17 protein-coding genes are annotated in these 17,383 nt (G+C 71.3%); 5 read left to right on the forward strand and 12 right to left on the reverse strand.

Annotated elements, in window-relative coordinates; all coding sequences use genetic code 11:
- On the reverse strand, nucleotides 1–525 hold the full coding sequence (locus ACFO6V_RS19255; RefSeq protein ID WP_377138035.1) for a hypothetical protein: 525 nt from the start codon (nucleotides 523–525) through the stop codon (nucleotides 1–3).
- 216 nt (nucleotides 526–741) lie between these two features.
- Between ACFO6V_RS19255 and ACFO6V_RS19260 the strand changes: the two genes are divergently transcribed.
- The gene (locus ACFO6V_RS19260) at nucleotides 742–2,061 is read left to right on the forward strand and encodes a glycoside hydrolase family 10 protein (protein ID WP_377138037.1); all 1,320 of its coding nucleotides are present in this window, start codon (nucleotides 742–744) and stop codon (nucleotides 2,059–2,061) included.
- A gap of 125 nt (nucleotides 2,062–2,186) precedes the next feature.
- Here the strand turns inward: ACFO6V_RS19260 and ACFO6V_RS19265 are convergent, their stop codons facing one another.
- The 6 genes from ACFO6V_RS19265 to ACFO6V_RS19290 are packed head-to-tail and all read right to left on the reverse strand — an operon-like array spanning nucleotide 2,187 to nucleotide 6,399.
- Nucleotides 2,187–2,627 (reverse strand): pilus assembly protein, encoded by a 441-nt coding sequence (locus ACFO6V_RS19265; RefSeq protein ID WP_377138039.1) that lies wholly within the window; start codon nucleotides 2,625–2,627, stop codon nucleotides 2,187–2,189.
- Nucleotides 2,624–3,007, reverse strand: a complete 384-nt coding sequence (locus ACFO6V_RS19270; protein WP_377138041.1) for a TadE/TadG family type IV pilus assembly protein — start codon at nucleotides 3,005–3,007, stop codon at nucleotides 2,624–2,626. The genes ACFO6V_RS19265 and ACFO6V_RS19270 overlap by 4 nt, the downstream gene beginning before the upstream one ends.
- The gene (locus ACFO6V_RS19275; protein ID WP_377138043.1) at nucleotides 3,004–3,192 is read right to left on the reverse strand and encodes a hypothetical protein; all 189 of its coding nucleotides are present in this window, start codon (nucleotides 3,190–3,192) and stop codon (nucleotides 3,004–3,006) included. Before ACFO6V_RS19275 ends, ACFO6V_RS19270 begins: the two co-directional genes overlap by 4 nt.
- 38 nt (nucleotides 3,193–3,230) lie before the next feature.
- Nucleotides 3,231–4,148 carry a type II secretion system F family protein gene (locus ACFO6V_RS19280; RefSeq protein ID WP_377138045.1) on the reverse strand — a complete coding sequence of 306 codons (918 nt, stop codon included), beginning with the start codon at nucleotides 4,146–4,148 and terminating at the stop codon, nucleotides 3,231–3,233.
- On the reverse strand, nucleotides 4,145–5,002 hold the full coding sequence (locus ACFO6V_RS19285) for a type II secretion system F family protein (protein WP_377138047.1): 858 nt from the start codon (nucleotides 5,000–5,002) through the stop codon (nucleotides 4,145–4,147). The genes ACFO6V_RS19280 and ACFO6V_RS19285 overlap by 4 nt, the downstream gene beginning before the upstream one ends.
- A complete protein-coding gene (locus tag ACFO6V_RS19290; protein WP_377138049.1) occupies nucleotides 5,002–6,399 on the reverse strand; it encodes a CpaF family protein in 1,398 nt (465 codons plus the stop codon). Before ACFO6V_RS19290 ends, ACFO6V_RS19285 begins: the two co-directional genes overlap by 1 nt.
- A 279-nt stretch (nucleotides 6,400–6,678) precedes the next feature.
- On the opposite strand from ACFO6V_RS19290, the gene ACFO6V_RS19295 reads away from it, so the two are divergent.
- Together ACFO6V_RS19295 and ACFO6V_RS19300 are read left to right on the forward strand one after the other, a co-directional pair.
- The gene (locus tag ACFO6V_RS19295) at nucleotides 6,679–7,185 is read left to right on the forward strand and encodes an NUDIX hydrolase (protein ID WP_377138051.1); all 507 of its coding nucleotides are present in this window, start codon (nucleotides 6,679–6,681) and stop codon (nucleotides 7,183–7,185) included.
- Nucleotides 7,186–7,359: 174 nt separating this feature from the next.
- A complete protein-coding gene (locus ACFO6V_RS19300) occupies nucleotides 7,360–8,607 on the forward strand; it encodes an aminotransferase class I/II-fold pyridoxal phosphate-dependent enzyme (protein WP_377138053.1) in 1,248 nt (415 codons plus the stop codon).
- 34 nt (nucleotides 8,608–8,641) lie between these two features.
- On the opposite strand, the gene ACFO6V_RS19305 is transcribed toward ACFO6V_RS19300, so the two are convergent.
- Entirely contained in the window at nucleotides 8,642–9,259 is a 618-nt protein-coding gene (locus ACFO6V_RS19305) for a LysE/ArgO family amino acid transporter (RefSeq protein WP_377138055.1), read from the reverse strand.
- 90 nt (nucleotides 9,260–9,349) lie between these two features.
- On the opposite strand from ACFO6V_RS19305, the gene ACFO6V_RS19310 reads away from it, so the two are divergent.
- Nucleotides 9,350–10,276, forward strand: coding sequence for a LysR family transcriptional regulator ArgP (locus ACFO6V_RS19310; RefSeq protein ID WP_377138057.1), 927 nt, complete (start codon nucleotides 9,350–9,352; stop codon nucleotides 10,274–10,276).
- 96 nt (nucleotides 10,277–10,372) lie between these two features.
- The gene (locus ACFO6V_RS19315; RefSeq protein WP_377138059.1) at nucleotides 10,373–10,981 is read left to right on the forward strand and encodes a LysE/ArgO family amino acid transporter; all 609 of its coding nucleotides are present in this window, start codon (nucleotides 10,373–10,375) and stop codon (nucleotides 10,979–10,981) included.
- Between the two features lie 24 nt (nucleotides 10,982–11,005).
- On the opposite strand, the gene ACFO6V_RS19320 is transcribed toward ACFO6V_RS19315, so the two are convergent.
- From ACFO6V_RS19320 to ACFO6V_RS19335, 4 genes are all read right to left on the reverse strand, one after another.
- Nucleotides 11,006–12,298: an LCP family protein gene (locus tag ACFO6V_RS19320; RefSeq protein ID WP_377138061.1), complete on the reverse strand. Its 1,293-nt coding sequence runs from the start codon at nucleotides 12,296–12,298 to the stop codon at nucleotides 11,006–11,008.
- 179 nt (nucleotides 12,299–12,477) lie between these two features.
- Entirely contained in the window at nucleotides 12,478–13,677 is a 1,200-nt protein-coding gene (locus tag ACFO6V_RS19325) for an LCP family protein (RefSeq protein ID WP_377138063.1), read from the reverse strand.
- An 82-nt stretch (nucleotides 13,678–13,759) separates the two neighbouring features.
- Nucleotides 13,760–16,006: an esterase-like activity of phytase family protein gene (locus ACFO6V_RS19330; protein WP_377138064.1), complete on the reverse strand. Its 2,247-nt coding sequence runs from the start codon at nucleotides 16,004–16,006 to the stop codon at nucleotides 13,760–13,762.
- 64 nt (nucleotides 16,007–16,070) lie between these two features.
- A complete protein-coding gene (locus ACFO6V_RS19335; RefSeq protein ID WP_377138066.1) occupies nucleotides 16,071–17,330 on the reverse strand; it encodes a multidrug effflux MFS transporter in 1,260 nt (419 codons plus the stop codon).
- Between the last annotated feature and the right edge of the window lie 53 nt (nucleotides 17,331–17,383).

The raw sequence follows: 17,383 nt of genomic DNA on the forward strand, positions 1-17,383 counted from the left end.
TCACCACGCGCGTGCCGTGGACGACGCCGTCACCGTGATCCCACCGCCGAACGCATCGGTGAACCACCGCAGCAGCGGCGGCCGGGACACCGTCGCGAGGGACACCCGGGCCGAGCGGCCGTCCGGCGACGACGCCCCGGTCACCGCCAGCGGGATGCCCGGCGGGTGCTCGGCCAGGTACTGGTCGACTGCGGTGCGCACGTCGGCGTCGGACAGGGTGAGCGGGGCGCCGTCGGCGGGAGTGCCCGCACCCGCGTAGAAGGCGTCGGGCGACATCGCGCTCGCGGCATCGGCGGCGGCGAGGTCCGCTACGTCGTAGAGCGTCTTGCGGTCCAGGTGGACCGCGCTCGCCGAGGCGACCACCGCGACGAGCATCAGGGCGAACGCGACGAACGCCGAGGTCAGCAGCATGATGCGGCCGCTCTCCCGGTCGGTCGGGCCCGCACCGGTACGGGCCGGGGCAGGGTTCGCCGCCGCGTCGCCGGAGCTGTGGCCGGCGTCGGCGGCATGGTCCGCGGGGCTCATTCCCTCATTGTCCGGCGGGTGGCCAACGCGTGCCGGGCGGGGGTCGCGGTTGTCCACAGCCCGCCGTGCCGAGCACCCCGGACGACCTAAACGTTTCACTTTCCCGGATCTTTGAAAACGTTTAGCAGAACCCCTTGACAGGCGGCACCGTCCATCGAAATCCTTTTCCACGTCCGACGGGCCAACGACGGCCCGTCCAGCACGAAGGGATCAACGATGACCCGAACGCTCACCCCATCGCCATCACGGCGCGGGTTGCGAGCCATCTCGCTCGCCACCCTGACCGCGGTGGTCCTCGCCGGCGGTGTCGCAGCCACCACCGCACAGGCTGCCGGCAGCACGCTGCAGGCCGCGGCCGCGGAGTCGGGCCGGTACTTCGGCACCGCCATCGCGGCGGGCAGGCTCAACGACTCGGTGTACACGACCATCGCGAACCGCGAGTTCAACATGATCACCGCCGAGAACGAGATGAAGATCGACGCGACCGAGCCGAACCAGAACCAGTTCAACTACACCAACGGCGACCGGATCGTGAGCTGGGCACGCAGCAACGGCAAGCAGGTGCGTGGCCACACGCTGGCGTGGCACTCGCAGCAGCCTGGCTGGATGCAGAACATGAGCGGCTCCGCCCTGCGGAACGCGATGCTCAACCACGTCACCCAGGTCGCCACCCACTACCGGGGCCAGATCCATTCCTGGGACGTGGTGAACGAGGCGTTCCAGGACGGCTCCTCGGGCGCACGCCGCGACTCGAACCTGCAGCGCACCGGGAACGACTGGATCGAGGCGGCGTTCCGCGCCGCCCGGGCCGCCGACCCGAACGCCAAGCTCTGCTACAACGACTACAACACCGACGACTGGTCGCACGCCAAGACGCAGGCCGTGTACAACCTGGTGCGCGACTTCAAGGCTCGTGGCGTGCCCATCGACTGCGTGGGCCTGCAGTCCCACTTCAACGCGCAGAGCCCCGTGCCGAGCAACTACCAGACCACGATCTCGAGCTTCGCGGCGCTGGGCGTCGACGTCCAGATCACCGAGCTCGACATCGAGGGCTCCGGCACCGCGCAGGCCGACAACTATCGGCGCGTCGTCCAGGCCTGCCTCGCCGTCTCGCGCTGCACCGGCATCAGCGTCTGGGGCGTCCGGGACACCGACTCGTGGCGCGCCAGCGGCACCCCGCTCCTCTTCGACGGCAGCGGCAACAAGAAGGCCGCCTACACCTCCACGCTCAACGCTCTCAACGGTGGCGGCACCGGCAACCCGGACCCGGGCACCGGCTGCACCGTGACCGTCAGCAGGGCGAACGAGTGGTCCGACCGGTTCAACGTCTCGCTGGCCGTGTCCGGCAGCTCGACGTGGCGGGTCTCCATCCAGACGCAGGGCGGGCAGACCCTGCAGAACTCGTGGAACGCGACGGTCTCCGGCACGAGCGGAACCCTGACGGCGACACCGAACGGGGCCGGGAACAACTTCGGCATCACGCTCTACAAGAACGGCAACAACAACAACCCGACGGCGACCTGCACGGTCCCCTGACCCGACCCTCTGACCCGCTGGTACCTGCCACTGGGGTGCAGGTACCAGCGAGAGCGGCTTGGTCGTGAGCGTGACCGTCGCGGCGTTGTGCCCCTCATCGGCGCAACGGTCACGCTCACGGCCGACTACGGGCGGGGCTGGGCGTAGCGGTCCGTCGTGCCCGTGCGGGTTGCCTCGACCGGGACGGACAGCGGTACCCAGCCGCGCACGACGTCGGGCAGGAGGGGCAGCGGCACCTCGACCCGCACGACGGCGCTGACCGCACCGCCCGGCGTCAGGCAGGGGGAGGCGGAGCACTCCAGGCTGAGCATGCCGCTCCCGCGGTCGAAGCCCTGGTCCGTCAGCGCGATCCCGACGGCGGCCTCGGCACGCGCCGCGCCCGCCGCAGACGACTCCGCGGTGACCATCGCGCGGACGGCGTCCTTGGCTGCTCCCTCGGCGGCGAACGCGGCGGCCTGGACCCGCCCCAGGGTCACCACCAGGTAGACGAGAGGGATCAGCAGGATCAGCGCGACGCCGAGGAACTCGACCATCGCCGAACCACGCTCCGGCTCCCCCGCCGTCATTGCGCCTCCTCCAGCGCGTGGCCCCGCACGGTGAGTGTCCCGCCGGGACCGAGCAGGCCGACGACGGGCAGCGGCGTGCGCACCGTCACCTCGGTCACCACGATGCCGTCGACCGTCGTACGGCCGGCGGTGACGTCGCGGGCATAGGCCCCGGTCAGGGCTCCGGCCAGCAGTGCACGCGTACGCGCGACGCCGTCGGCAGGACCCCGGTCGGCGCGGGCCGCCACCCGGGCGCCCTCCGCGGCCGCGTCGATGGCGAGGGACCGCACGTGCACAGCGAGCGCCACTTGGACCACGCCGAGCAGCAGGGCCAGGACCAGGACGGACACCAGGAGGAACTCGACCGCGGCGGAGCCGTGCTCCGGCCGGCCGGAGCTCACCCCTGGCCCGTGACGCTGCTGATCGCCTGCCGGAACGCGTTCTCCAGCAGCGGGCCGGCCATGGCCCAGAGCGCGACGACCAAGCCGGCCGTCATGAGAGTGATCAAGACCCAGCCGGGCACGTCGCCCCGTTCATCGTCCGGTTCGGAACCGGCCTCTGGGCCGGGATCATGGCCGTCGCGCATGTCATTTCCTTTCGTAGGGAGTCACTCGCAGGGTCATGTCAGAGCCCGATCCGCAGAGTGGCCAGGCTGGGGAAGACTGCGAAGACGACCGTGACCGGGAGCACGAGGAACACGACCGGGACCATCATCAGGATCTCCTTGCGTCCGCCCGCCTCCAGGAGGGAGCGGCGGCCGGCCTCGCGGACGTCGCGCGCCTGCGCGCGCAGCACGTCCGCCAAAGGTGTTCCTCGCTCCAGTGCCACGACCACCCCCTCGGCGAACCGCGACAGCGGCGGCAGGCCCGACCGGTCCGCGAGCGCCGTCAGGGCAGTGGTGACGGGCGCGCCTGCACGCACCTCGGCGACCATGCGCCGGATCTCGGCGGCGAGCTCGCCGCGTGCCGTCGAGGCCACGCGTTCGAGGGCCGCGGGCGGGCTCTCCCCCGCGGCGACCGCGAGGGCCAGCAGCTCTGCGATGGTCGGGAGCTCGGCCAGCAGCCGTTCCTCGCGCCGTCGGACGCGGAGGGTGAGGGCATGGTCGCAGGCCACGTAGCCGCATGCGCCCGCGACGACGACGAGTGCGAGCAGCGGCACGACCGCCGCCCCTCGGGTCGCCGCGAGCAGCAGCGCGAGCCCGAGCCCTGCGGCCAGCCCGGCGACCGTCCACACGACCTGCCGCGCCCGGAAGTGGTCCACCGACTCGGCGGATCCTGCCCGGTCGAGCCTTCGCCGTACCTCCTCGCGGGGCGCGCCGAACCGCTCGAGCCGGGTGCCGACGTCGTGCAGGCCGAGCAGGCGGACCACCGCCGAGGTGCGGCTGATCTCTCTCAGGAGCGTCGAGGTCGCGTCACGCGGGCGGAGGTACGGCGCGAGGCGTTCGTCGAGGGTGACGGCACGCGACCGTAGTCGGGCGAGCACGATCAGGAGTCCCAGCGCGAATCCCAGACCGGCGAGTGCCCCTGCCACCCAGCCCGTCACCGCAGCACCCGGCGTTCGGCGGGCAGCCTGCCGATCCGGAGCATCATCCGGTAGGCGATCACGGCGCAGAGGCCGCCGATGACCAGCACCGCGACGCCGGTGGGCGAGTCGTAGGCGCGCGCCGTCTCGGGCCGGGTGGCCAGCAGCGCCAGCACGACCCACGGCCCGGCGACCGCCACCCGGGCGCCGTTCACCGTCCAGCTCTGCCGGGCCTCCAGCTCGCCGCGGGTCGCGGCGTCCTCCCGGAGGAAGCCGCTGAGCGTGCGGAGCAGCCGGCCCAGGTCCTGCCCACCGACCTCGCGCGTGAGGCGCAGGGCCTCCACTATGCGGTCGGCCACCGGGTCGGCGAGGCGTTCCTTGAGCGCGTCGAGCGCGTCCCCGAACCGACCGCCGGCCCGGTAGTCGTGCGCGAAGCGGCCGAACTGCTCACGCAGCTCGACCGGTCCGCGCTGCCCGAGCTGGGCCACCGCCTCCGGCAGGGACAACCCCGCGCGAACCCCGGATGCGAGGTGGTCCACGACCTCCGGCCAGACCTCCCGAAGCGCCCGACGGCGGCGGCGCGCCCGCGCCCGCACCAGCACCACCGGACCGGGTGCCGTCAGGACGGCGAAGCACGCGGCGATCGCGGGCGAACGGGTCAGGGCGAGGCCGAGCAGCAGCGTCACGAGGCAGAGCGTCGCGCAGGCGCCCACGAGCATCCCGGGCGTGACAGAAGGCGCACCGGCCTGCGTCAGCAGGTCGCGGGTCCGCATCTGCCACGTGACCCGGCCCGCGGGACGCGGTACCGGGGTCCAGAACGACCACCAGATGCAGAACGCGCCGACGCCCAGGAGGAGACCGACCACCACACCCATCAGCGCACCGCCCAGGGGCCGGCGCCCGCGCGCGGGTCCGCCTGGGCGTCCGCACCCGACCGGGTACCCGCGCCCGCCCACGGTCCGGCGACCACACCGGTGCCGGGACGCGTTCCGGCCGGAACGACCCGCGGGTCCGCGAGCAACGCCCGCACGTCGAACCCGGCGCGCTCGAACCGGTCCTCGCCGGGCGGCATGCCGTCGCCGCGCCGCAGCTCGCCGTCGGCATCCCTGTCGAAGATGCCCGCGGTCTCGATCCGGCCCTCCTCGACGCGCCCGGTGACGGCGACGATCTCGCGCACCTGGCGCCGGACCACGCCGTCCGCGGCACGGCTCAGGCCGAGGTGCACCACGAGGTCGACCGCCGAGGCGACGGTGGGCACGACGAACCGGTCGGACACGTTCTCGCCGGCGAGCAGGGGCAGCGTCGTCATCTTGGCGACCGCCTCGCGCGCGGTGTTGGCGTGGAGCGTGCACATCCCGGGGACGCCGCTGTTCAAGGCGATGAGCAGGTCGAACGCCTCTGCCTCACGCACCTCGCCGATCACTATCCGGTCGGGGCGCATCCGCAGCGCCTCCTTGACCAGACGTCGCAGCGGCACCTCTCCCGTGCCCTCGAGGCTCGCCGGACGCGTCTGCAGGGCCACGTGGTCGCGGACCGGGAGGCGCAGCTCCCAGACCTCCTCCGCCGAGATGACCCGCTCGGATCCGGGGATCGACCCCGCGAGGGCGTTCAGCATCGTCGTCTTGCCCGCCTGGGTCTGGCCGGACACGAGGATGTTCAGGCCGGCCCGGACCGCGGCGTCGAGAAAGGTAGCGGCCTGTCCGGTCAGCGACCCGAGACGCACCATGTCGGCGAGTGAGCGTGCCCGCACCACATGCTTGCGGATGTTCACGGCCATCCCGCCCCCGGTCATCTCGGGGAGAACCACGTGCAGCCGCTCCCCGCCGGGCAGCCGTGCGTCGACGAAGGGACTCGACAGGTCGAGCCGCCGGCCCGACGTCTTGAGCATCCGCTCCACCAGGTCACTGACCTGCTCGGTGGTCAGGACGGTGCTGGTCAGCTCCGGCACCCCGCGCCGCGCCACGTACACGTGGGTCGGCGCGTTGAGCCAGACCTCCTCGATCTCCGGGTCGTCGAGGTAGGGCTGCAGCGGGCCGAACCCGCCCACCGCGTTCGTGACCTCCCGAACTACCCGCTCCATGTCGGGCAGTCCGAGGAGAAGGCCGCGCGCAGCGCGGTCCGCATAGTCCGCCGCCGCCTCGCGCACCAGCTCGGCGAACCGTTCCGGTTCGGCCATCGGGTCCACGCCACGGCGCCGGACGAGCTCACGCACCTCGCTCTCCAGCAGAGCGACCCCGTCGACCAGTGCCACGCCCCGACCTTGGCCGGCCATGCCTGCATCCCCAGCATCGAGCGCAGCCACCTGGCGCATTCCCGTCCGTTCCACCGCAGCGGGCATGGCCCTCCCCCTGACCTCGTACTGACAATCCCCCGTGGGCGATCCCCATGGACCGCCGCCGAGCCCGACTTTAGGAGCATCCGTCCGGAGCCGCGCGCCACAACCGGGATGCCTGTGGATAACTCCTCGCCCGGCCCGAGATACCTACGCGAGAAGCAAGCTGGGCGCCGAGCAGCCTCAGGAGTGACAGTCACTCGCCGCTACGGTGGGCGTGTGCTCGTCCTGTCCTGCCTGCCCGATGCGCCGTGGCTGCCGCCTGGCGGCCGCGCTGACGTCGTCGTCCACGACCCCGACGACCCGGTACCCAGCCCGCTGGGGCTCGTGCGGCTGCTGGTGACCGACTCGGATGGCCGGATCTTCTGCAGGGCCCGTACCGGCGACCGACCGGGTTGGGATCTACCCACCGCCCCCGTGCCCGACGGTGGCCGACAGACCGCCGTCGAAAAGCTCACCACTGCGGTGTTCGGACAGGTCACGGCGACTGAGCTCGTCGGATATGTCCGTAACACGGTCCCAGCGGGCACCCGGTACGAATGGCCGGCACCGGTCGCGCACTTCGCCGTGTACCGGGTCCTCGATCACGCCGTACCCGTCCTCGACGGCACATGGCTCGACGACGATGCCGCCGCCGAGCACCTGGGCGAGCGGCACTGGTGGCCGCTCATCGCCGTCGGCCACGACAAAGGAAGCAGCTGTCGGCACTCGGCTACCCAAGGCTGACAACGACAGGGCCAAATGTTCACCTTCGCAGGGTCGCCCTGTGGATAACTTTCCCAGAGGCCTGGGGTTATCCACCACATCCACAGGGTTGTCCACAAACGCGCAGGTAAAGAGGGTTGTCCGCCATGCCCGAGATGAACTCGGGGTAGACGCGGGATGGATATCGTCGACCCCATGAGCTCCCTCCATTCACCTGGCCGCGGCCAGGACCGCTGGCAGGACACCGCGAGCGCGGCGGGCCTCCTCGCCGACGACGGCACCGTCGCCGCGACGATCTTCGCCGAGATGTCGGCCCTTGCCGTCCGCACCGGTGCGATCAACCTCGGCCAGGGTTTCCCCGACGTCGACGGCCCCGAGTACGTCAAGCGGGCGGCGATCCGGGCGATCGAGGAGGGTCGCAACCAGTACGCGCCGGGCGACGGCGTGCCGGAGCTGCGCCGCGCGATCGCGGACCACCAGAAGCGGCACTACGGGCTGGACGTCGACCCCGACACCGAGGTGCTCGTGACCACCGGCGCCACGGAGGCGCTGGCCGCCACCATCCTGGCGCTGACCCGTGCGGGCGACGAGGTGCTCACGCTGGAGCCGTTCTACGACTCGCACGCGGCGTCGATCGGCATGTCCGGCGCCACGCACGTGACCGCTCCCCTGGTCCCCGGGCCGGACGGCTTCCGGCTCGACGTCGAGGCGCTCCGCGCGGCCGCCTCCCCTCGCCTGCGGATGATCGTGCTCAACTCCCCGCACAACCCGACAGGGGCGGTGCTCACCAGGGACGAGCTGGCCGCCGTCGCCGCCGTGGCTCAGGAGCGCGACGCGATAGTCGTGACCGACGAGGTCTACGAGCACCTCACGTTCGGCGCCGAGCACATCCCGATCGCCACACTGCCGGGCATGGCGGAGCGGACGCTGACCATCTCGTCGTCGGGCAAGACGTTCTCGTTCACCGGCTGGAAGGTCGGCTGGCTGCACGGGCCTGCCGACCTGGTCACAGCCGTCCGGACGGTCAAGCAGTTCCTCACGTACACGTCCGGCGCACCGTTCCAGCCCGCCATCGCCCAGGCCCTTGCCGACGACGACACCCCCCGCGCCCTGGCCACGGCCCTCGCCGAACGCCGGGACCTCCTGTGCGCGGGACTGGAAGCAGCCGGTTTCACGGTGAACCGGCCGGCCGGCACGTACTTCGTGATGGCCGATGCGTCGAACCTGCTCGGTCGCCTCGGGCTGCGCGACGGCGTCGAGCTGTGCCGCCGTCTGCCCGAGCTCGCCGGCGTGGTGGCGATCCCGGCGGCGGCGTTCTGCCGGGCGGGCTCGCCGACGGCGAAGGCGCTCGCCTCGCACGTCAGATTTACCTTCGTCAAGAAGGAGTCCGTGTTGCGCGAGGCGGCGACCCGCCTGGCCGGACTGGGGGTCCCGCTGAGCTAGCCGGTCGCGCCAGGTCGGTCAGCCCGTCAGCGCGTCAGCCCGCGAGCAGCGAGACCGCCACGGCCAGCATGATCAGCGCGATCACGCCATCGACCACGCGCCACGCGCCCGGGCGCTTCAGCACCGGGGCGAGCAGGCGCGCGCCGTAGCCGAGGCCGCAGAACCAGAGGATGCTCGACACCATCGCCCCCGCGGTGAAGAGCCAGCGGTCGTCGCCGTAGGTGGCCGCAACCGAACCCTGCAGCAGCACGGTGTCGAGGTAGACGTGCGGGTTCAGCCAGGTGAGCGCGAGCGTCGTGAGGACCACCGGCCGCAGGCGCCGGCCCGGGCTGTCGCCCAGTGCGCCGTCCTCGGCCGCAGCGAGCTTTGTGTCGCCGCGCACGGCGCGCCAGGCGGCCATCGCCCCGTAGCCGAGCACGACGGCGGCGCCCAGCCAGCGCATGACCTCCACCGCGTCGGGCCAGCGCTCCACCAGCGGCCCGAACCCCGCGCCGCCCGCCGCGTAGAGCAACGCGTCGGAGATCGCGCAGATCGCCGCGACGACGGCCACGTGCTCACGACGCAGCCCCTGGCGCAGGACGAACGCGTTCTGGGCGCCGATGGCGACGATGAGCGAGAGACCGAATCCGAGTCCGGCGAGCAGGGTGAGCATGTCTTCCACGCTAGGCAGCGCGGCGCCTGAAGACCAGTTCATGTTTCTCAGGCAAGGTAAGCAGAACTGAAGATGCGGCAAACTGGTGGCATGCGATGGGACTCACGACAGCTCGAAGCACTGGCCGCCGTGGTGGCCGAGGGTTCGTTCGACGCGGCGGCACGGGCGCTGCACGTGACGCCGTCCGCCGTCAGCCAGCGCATCCGTGCGCTGGAGAACGCGGCGGGCAGCGTGCTCGTGCGGCGCGCCCGGCCGGTGGTGGCCACGGCGTCAGGCCAGGCGCTCCTGCGCCTCGCCCGCCAGACCGAGCTGCTCGGCGCGGAGGTCGCGGCCGAGCTCGGCGCGGACGATCCGCGCGAGCACCCGGACGGCCAGGAGGCGGACGACGCCAGGCCCGGCACCTTCGTGACCGTGCCCCTCGCCGTCAGCGCCGACTCGCTGGCCACCTGGGTGCTGCCGGCCCTCGCCCAGGTCGAGGGGGTCACGTTCGACCTGCACCGCGCGGACGACAGCCGCACCGCGGACCTGCTCCGCGAGGGCGTGGTCATGGCAGCGGTCACCTCCCAGACGGCGCAGGTCCAGGGCTGTCGCAGCACGCCTCTCGGCATCATGCGCTACCGGCCGGCCTGCACGCGCGCCTTCGCGCGGCGCTGGTTCCCCCACGGCCCGACGCCGGAGGCCCTGGCCGCCGCACCGGTGATCGTCTTCGACCGGACGGACGATCTGCAGGACATGTTCCTGCGCGAGCGGGCACCGGGGGCCAGGCCGCCGCGGCACCACGTACCGAGCACCGTCGAGTACGAGGAGACCATCTACCTCGGCCTCGGCTGGGGCATGCTCCTGGACACGCCTTCACTCGGCGGACGCGCCGCCCGAGACGACATCGCGCTGCTGGAGCCCGGCACGACGGTCGACGTCCCGCTCCACCTGCAGCAGTGGAAGCTCCGCTCGGCCGTGCTGGACAGGGTCACGGCAGCGCTGCGAAAAGAAGCAACACGGGAGCTACTACCTGCGTGAAATCTGGACGTACCCCCATCATTAACCGTGATTCAGTCTTCTGCACTTCCGAATCATGAACCGGACATCCCGCGCCCCGCTTCTTACCGTTCAGGCATGCTCTCCGCCCTCGCAGGCATGGCCTTCGGTCTATCGCTCATCGTCGCCGTCGGGGCGCAGAACATCTTCGTTCTTCGCCAGGGGCTGCGCCGTGAGCACGTAGGACTCGTGGCCGGGATCTGCGCCGTCAGCGACCTCTTGCTCATCTCGGCAGGGGTCGGCGGGCTGGGCTCCATGATCCAGAGCGCGCCGCTCGTCGTCGAGATCGCGCGCTGGGCCGGCGCCCTCGTCGTCCTCGTCTACGGGGGCATGGCCGGGTACCGCGCCGTCAAGGGGCAGCGGGTGGTCATGGGCCGGCACAGCGTCACGGACCGGACGGTGGGCGCCGCCGTCGCCACGACGCTCGCCCTGACCTGGCTGAACCCCCACGTCTACCTCGACACCGTGGTCCTCGTGGGCGGGCTCGCCGCGACGCACGGCGACGACCGCTGGTGGTTCGGGCTCGGCGCCTGCGTCGCCAGCACCGCCTGGTTCGTCGCGCTCGGCTACGGGGCGCGCTACCTCGCGCCGCTGCTGGAGAAGCCCGGCGCGTGGCGCGTCCTCGACAGCGTCGTCGCGCTGACCATGGTGGTCGTGGCGGCGTCGCTGATCCTCGGCGGGTCCTGAGCCGTCAGTCCCTTTCAGTCCCAGTCAGGCACAGACGCCGTCCAGCAGGACCTCGGGGCTCGGGCTGGGCTTCGGTGTCTCGGGCTTCGTAGTTCCCTCGGACGTGCCGGTCTCGGTGCCGTCACCGCCCGTCCCGGTCTCGCCACCGGTCTCGGTGCCCTCGTCGGTCTCGCCGGTTCCGGCGTCGCCGCCGCCGTCGCCCTCCGTGCCTCCCTCGGTCCCACCGGCGCTCGCGCTCGGCGAGCCGGACGGCTCCGCCTCGGGCAGCACCACGCTCTCGGGCGGGGTGTCCGCCGCCATGCGCTGGAAGATCTCGGCGGCCTCCGGCCCCCAGCCGATCCCGCTGGCGGTCCCCTCGGTGGTGTCGTAGACCGGGATCTTCGTCATCACGATGTTGCGCTTGTCGATCTCCCGGAGCGACCAGGCGAGGCCCGCGACCTTGCCGGGGTCGGCGATGTCCGGGTCGGCGCTCAGCGAGCCGAGCGCCGCGTTGATCAGGCGGAAGGTCTTGGTCGGGTCGGCCAGCGTCTCGGCGGACAGGATCTGCCGCAGGGTGGCGTTGATGAACGCCTGCTGCCGCTCGATGCGGGTCAGGTCGCTGCCCATCTCGAGCCCCATGCCGGTGCCCTTGCGCACCCGGAGGAACTGGATGGCGGTCTTGCCGTCGAGCCGGTTCTCGCCGGCGGGCAGATCGATCCGCGCCGACCTCGGGTCGCCGTGCAGCGCCTCGGGCAGGCACATCTTGACGCCGCCGAGCGCGTCGACCACGTCGATCACGCCGTTCATCTTCACGACGGCGTGGTTGGTGACGGTCACGCCGGTGATCGCGTTGACGGTGTTGATCGTGCAGGCGGCGGCATGCTTGAGCGACGTATGGCCGCTGCCGACCTCGAACGAGGCGTTGAACTTGTCCCGGTACGGCTGGCTCTGGCTGCCGTCCGGCAGCTGGCAGGACGGGATGTCCACGAACGTGTCGCGTGGCAACGACACGATCTCTATCCACTTCCGATCCGCCGAGATGTGCACCAGCATGGTGGTGTCGGACCGCATGCCGCTCACGGTGCCGCCGATGTCGGCGTTGCTCCCGTCGCGGATGTCGGTACCCATGAGCAGCAGGTTGACCGGCTCGTCCTTGAACGGGTCCGACGGGTCCTTGGGCTTGACCTGCTCGGCCACCAGGCCGTCCAGGTCCTGGACCTCGATCTGCGAGATCGCGTTGTGGTACGCCGTCGCCGCCGCAGCGGAACCGAACGCCATCACCCCCACGAGGCTCATCGTGACGCCTCGCACCACGAACATCTTGCGCCAGCTACGCACGTGCCGGGGCTGGCGTTCGCCCGATCGAGCGTGCCGGGGTACCCCTTGGATAATCTCGCCGACAGGTCGGACTGCCGTCCAGAAGTCACTCGCCACGCCCCAGAGACTATGGCCTCGGTGCAACAAACGTGTAAATAACCCTCGCCCTTCCCAGGCAGGTTCCAGCCCGTGACAAGGCGTCAGTCGGCGCAGACGCCGGGGAGCAGCGAGGGCGACGGAGACGGGTCCGGCCGGTTCGACGGCGTCGCCGAACTGCCTGAGCCACCCTCCGAGCCACCCCCTGAGCCGCCTTCCTCGCTCGCGTCCGGCGCGGGCGTCTCGTGCCCCGGCGGCGGTTCGTCGGCAGCCAGGCGCGCCCAGATCGCCGCGGCGTCCTCCGTCCAGACGACCCGGTTGGGATCCGTCGGGGCAGCCACGACGGGCAGCTCGGTGAACACGATGCTGGCCGGGTCGATGTCCCGGATGCTGAAGGCAAGGCCCGCCAGCGCCGCCGGATCCGCCAGGCTCGGGTCGGCCGAGATCGCACCGAGCACCGCCCGGATGGTGCGGTAGAGCTGCGGCGAGTTGGTCACGACGTTCTGGTCCAGGACCTGGCGTACCAGCGAGTCGACGAACGCCTGCTGCCGTGCGATCCGGGTGAGGTCGCTGCCCTGCTCCAGGCCGAGCCCCGTACCGTGGCGGGCGCGCAGGAAGCCGATGGCCTGGCGCCCGTCGAGGGTCTGCTCTCCGGCGGGCAGCTCGAAGCGCCCGTACGCCGGGTCCTGCACGAGCGGCTCCGGCAGGCACATGCGCACGCCGCCGAGCGCGTCGACGACGTCGACCACGCCGTCCATCTGCACGACCATGTGGTTGGTGACCGGAACGTCGGTGAGGCTCTGTACCGCGGAGATCGCGCAGGCCGCGGCGTACGTGAGGTCTTCCTCGGCACCGCCGCCGATGGTGAACGCGCTGTTGAACATGCCGTACGAGGCGCCGGACTCGCTGCCGTCGGGCAGCTCGCAGGAGGGGATCTCGACGAGCGAGTCACGCGGGATGGATACGACCTCGATCCGCGTCCGGTCCCCGGAGATGTGGACGAGCATCGTGGTGTCCGACCGCATGCCGCCGTCGCCGGCACCGGCTATCTCCGTGTTCTCGCCACCACGCAGGTCGGTGCCGAGCAGGAGGATGTTGAGGCTGCGCCCGGTGAACGGGTCGTCGGGATCCGCGGGCTCCGGTACGTCGACCAGGCCGGAGACGTCGCTGACGCCGATCTCGTCCTTCAGGTCCAGGTACACGGCCGCGCCGGCCGCGGCCACGAGGGTCACCGCACCGACGACGAAGAGCGTCACGACTCGCGCGACGCGGTGACTGCGCTGGTTGCTGAGGTGCCGGGGCACATGCGGAGCATAGGCATGTACCCCGGCACGGGGCCCGTTAAGTGGCGGGGCCGGTCAGCTCAGCGAGACCCGGCGTGGCTGCTCAGCTCACCGCGGCGACGCCGAGGTCCGGGTTGTCGGTGAAGAAGCCGTCCAGGCCCGCCTTCATGAAGACGCGGATCTCGGCCACGAGGTCGCCGATCCCGTTCGGGTCGGTCGAGGACCGGAACTCGGCGGACATGAACTGGTTCTCGCGCCGGAAGGTCCAGGTGTGCACCTCGAGCCCGACACGGTGCGCGTCGCGGATCACGGCGCTCGGGGCGCCGAGCGTGCCGTCCGCCTTACGCGGGATCAGTACGTTCTTCTCGGCGCCGATGCCGTCGGCGTAGGACGCGATCTCGCGCAGCCCGCTCTTGGTGACCATGTCCGCGTAGGTGCGCGGGTCGCCGTCGGCCACGAAGTCGTAGGGTGCGCCGCTGCTGCTGATGAGCTGGCCGAGGCGGACGTCGGTCATGTCGTCGAGGTCCTGCAGGTTACCGACCTCGAAGGACTGGACGATCACCGGGGCGTCGGCGCGGTCGAAGCCGCCCAGGCCCAGCTCGCGCACGAGCGGCTCCTCCAGCGACAGGCCGATCGAGTCGAAGTACGTCGGGTGCTTGGTCTCGGGGTAGACGCCGACGGGCGCGCCGTCGCAGGTACGGCTGTTGCGCGCCAGGTCGAGGACCTCGTCGAGGGTCGGCACCAGGTAGAGCCCGTCGAACGCGACGTTCTGCGGCCGGACCTGCGGCAGGCGCTCCTTGGCGCGCAGGGTGCGCAGCTCGGCGAGCGTGAAGTCCTCGGTGAACCAGCCCGTGATCGAGGTGCCGTCGATGGTCTTGGTGGTGCGCCGGTCCGCGAACTCCGGGTGGGCGGCGACGTCGGTCGTGCCGCTGATCTCGTTCTCGTGCCGCGCGACGAGGACGCCGTCCTTGGTGGAGACGACGTCGGGCTCGATGTAGTCGGCGCACTGGTTGATGGCGGTCTCGTACGCGGCGAGCGTGTGCTCGGGCCGGTAGCCGGAGGCTCCGCGGTGGCCGACGACGGTGACGCCGTCGTCCGTCACGCGCTTCTTCCTGAGGTCCACGAGCGCGATCTCGGTGTCGTCCGGCGTCCCGGTGACACGCGCGTCGTTGCCCGGGTAGTTGTTGTCGTTGCCGATCAGCAGCGTGTCGCGGTCCACGAACAGGACGGTCTCGAAGGACTGCACGGGCAGGCTGAAGGTCTCGCCGAGGCCGTAGCCCTCGCCCTTGTCGATGCCGCGTGGGTTCGCGATCCGCAGGGCGTCGACCACGAGCTCCTTCTTGACGAAGCCGTCGCGGTCCTTGCGACCCAGGTCGATCTCGTAGACGCGCTTGGTGACCGCCTGGTCACCCTCGAAGTCGTCGCGCTCGATGAGCAGCATGGTGTCGCGGCCAGTCGCGAACGCGTCGCCGATCACGTTGACCTGCTGGTCGGTCTGGTACGCCCAGCGCTTGCCGGTGTACTCGCCGCGGCGGGTGTCGAACTGGTAGATCCAGCGGCGGCGGACGTCGGCGTCGTCGGCCAGGGCGCCCTCGACCACCGGGTAGAGGTAGCGGCCGCTCGAGGCCATCGCCTCGAAGCCGCGGCTGCTGCCGACGTTCGGCTGCTCGCCGGGCTCCAGGTACGGGTTGCCGGGCGACTTGCCGTCCGGGAACTCGTAGGGGGCCTCCAGGAGCGTGCCGTCCTCGTCGAAGTGCAGCAGGAACGGGCCGAACTCCTCGCCCACCCAGAACGTGCCGTCCGCGGCGCGGACGAGGGACTCGATGTCGAAGTCGGCGCCCGTCAGCAGCCGCGCGTCGGTGTCCTCGTTGACGATGTCGAAGTCGAGGACGTCGTTGCGGTCGTTGTACTCGACGAAGTCGAGCACCTTGATCGCGCCGGAGCCCTTGCTGCCGGTGTTCCACTGGGGGCGCACCAGGTAGTTGCGCAGGAGGAAGTCGGCGGAGTTGCCCTTGGCCCCGAAGCCGTTGTCCGGCTGGGCCCAGAAGGTGCCGTCGTGGTTGTCGACCATCGCGGAGAAGCCGGGGATCACCTGGCCGTCCCAGGGGCCCTGCCGCCCGTTGCCGGGCGAGGCAGCGGCGCCCGACGGCGGGCCTTCGGCCAGGTAGTCGGCCGACAGCGTGGCGCGACCGGCGAGGGTGGCGGCGAGGTAGGTGCCGCCGTGGTGCTCAGAGCTCGGACCGGGGCCCTGCTGGGGCGCTGCGACGGCGGCGGCCGCGGGGAGCAGCAGCGAGGCGGCTGCGGCGGCGGCCACCGCGCGCGAGGCGCGGGTGCGCATGGGTGTACTCATGCGGGCGAGCCAAGACTGCGGAGCCGACGTCCTGGTGAATCCCGCCCGACCTCGGGATGAACACTCAGATCGGTGTGTGCCAGCCGCCCTTGCGGTATGCCGGGGTGGCGGTGGCCAGCACGACGAACGCGGCAAGACCCGCGCCGAGCATCACCGAGGACATGGCGACGGTGTCGCTGCCGAGCAGGCCGACGATCGGCGACACGATGCCGGCCAGCAGCGACTGGATTGCGCCGATCATCGCCGCCGACGTACCGGCGATCTCGCCGTGCCGGGACATGGCCAGGGCCGATGCGTTGGCCGGGATGAGGCCCTGGAACGCCAGCACCAGCCACAGGGCCACCAGCAGGCCGATCAGGCCGCCGAACTCCGTGATCGCGACCGTGAGCAGGACCAGGGACATCACGAGCTGCGCCACCAGGGCCGTGCGGAGCAGGCGAATAGGGGCGACCCGCCGCACCAGCGCCGCGTTGACCTGCGCGGAGAGCACCAGGCCGAGCCCGTTGACCGCGAACAGGAGCGAGAACTGCCCGTGCGTCAGGCCGTATCCCTGCTGGAACACGAAGGGTGAGCCCACCACGTAGCTCAGGAGCGCGCCCATCGCGAGCCCGGGGATGAGCGCCAGTGCCATGAAGTGCTTGTCGCGGAGCAGCGTGCGATAGCCGCGCACCACCGACGACGCGCCGCCGGTGGTGCGGCGGGCCACCGGGTTCGTCTCCGGCATCACGAAGAACACGATCACCGCGAGCGTGGCGCCGATCAGCGCGAGCACCACGAAGATCCAGCGCCACTCGAACGCCTCCAGGACGATCGAGCCCAGGGACGGCGCGAGCATCGGGGCCACGCCGATCACGAGCATGAGGCGCGACAGGATGCGGGCGGCCTCGGCGCCCACGAAGCGGTCCCGCACGGTGGCCATGGCCGCGACGCTCGCCGCCGAGTTGAAGAAGCCCTGCATCAGGCGCAGCCCGATGAGCATGTTGACGTCGTCCACGACGGCGCACGCCAGGGAGACCAGGACGTGCATGCCGATACCGATCATCAGCGGCAGACGACGTCCGAAGCGGTCGGTCAGCGGGCCGATGACCAGCTGGCCGAGCGCACCACCGACGAGCATGCAGGAGACGGTGAGCTGGGCGAGCGCGTCGGTGGTACGGAGGTCGGAGGCGACCTGCGGCAGCGCGGGGAGGTACATGTCGACGGTGAGGGCGGGCAGGCACGCCAGCGCACCGAGCATGATCACCCACTTGAGGGCCGATCGAGACGACGGAGCGCGGCGCGCGGGCATGACTGAGGGCACGCTCGACGGCGCTTCGGATGGCATGATCCCGATTCTATCGAATCGATACGACCGTGAACAGAGTGATCTCGATCTCC

Source organism: Promicromonospora alba (assembly GCF_042654905.1).
In the GTDB taxonomy this organism is placed as follows: domain Bacteria; phylum Actinomycetota; class Actinomycetes; order Actinomycetales; family Cellulomonadaceae; genus Promicromonospora; species Promicromonospora alba.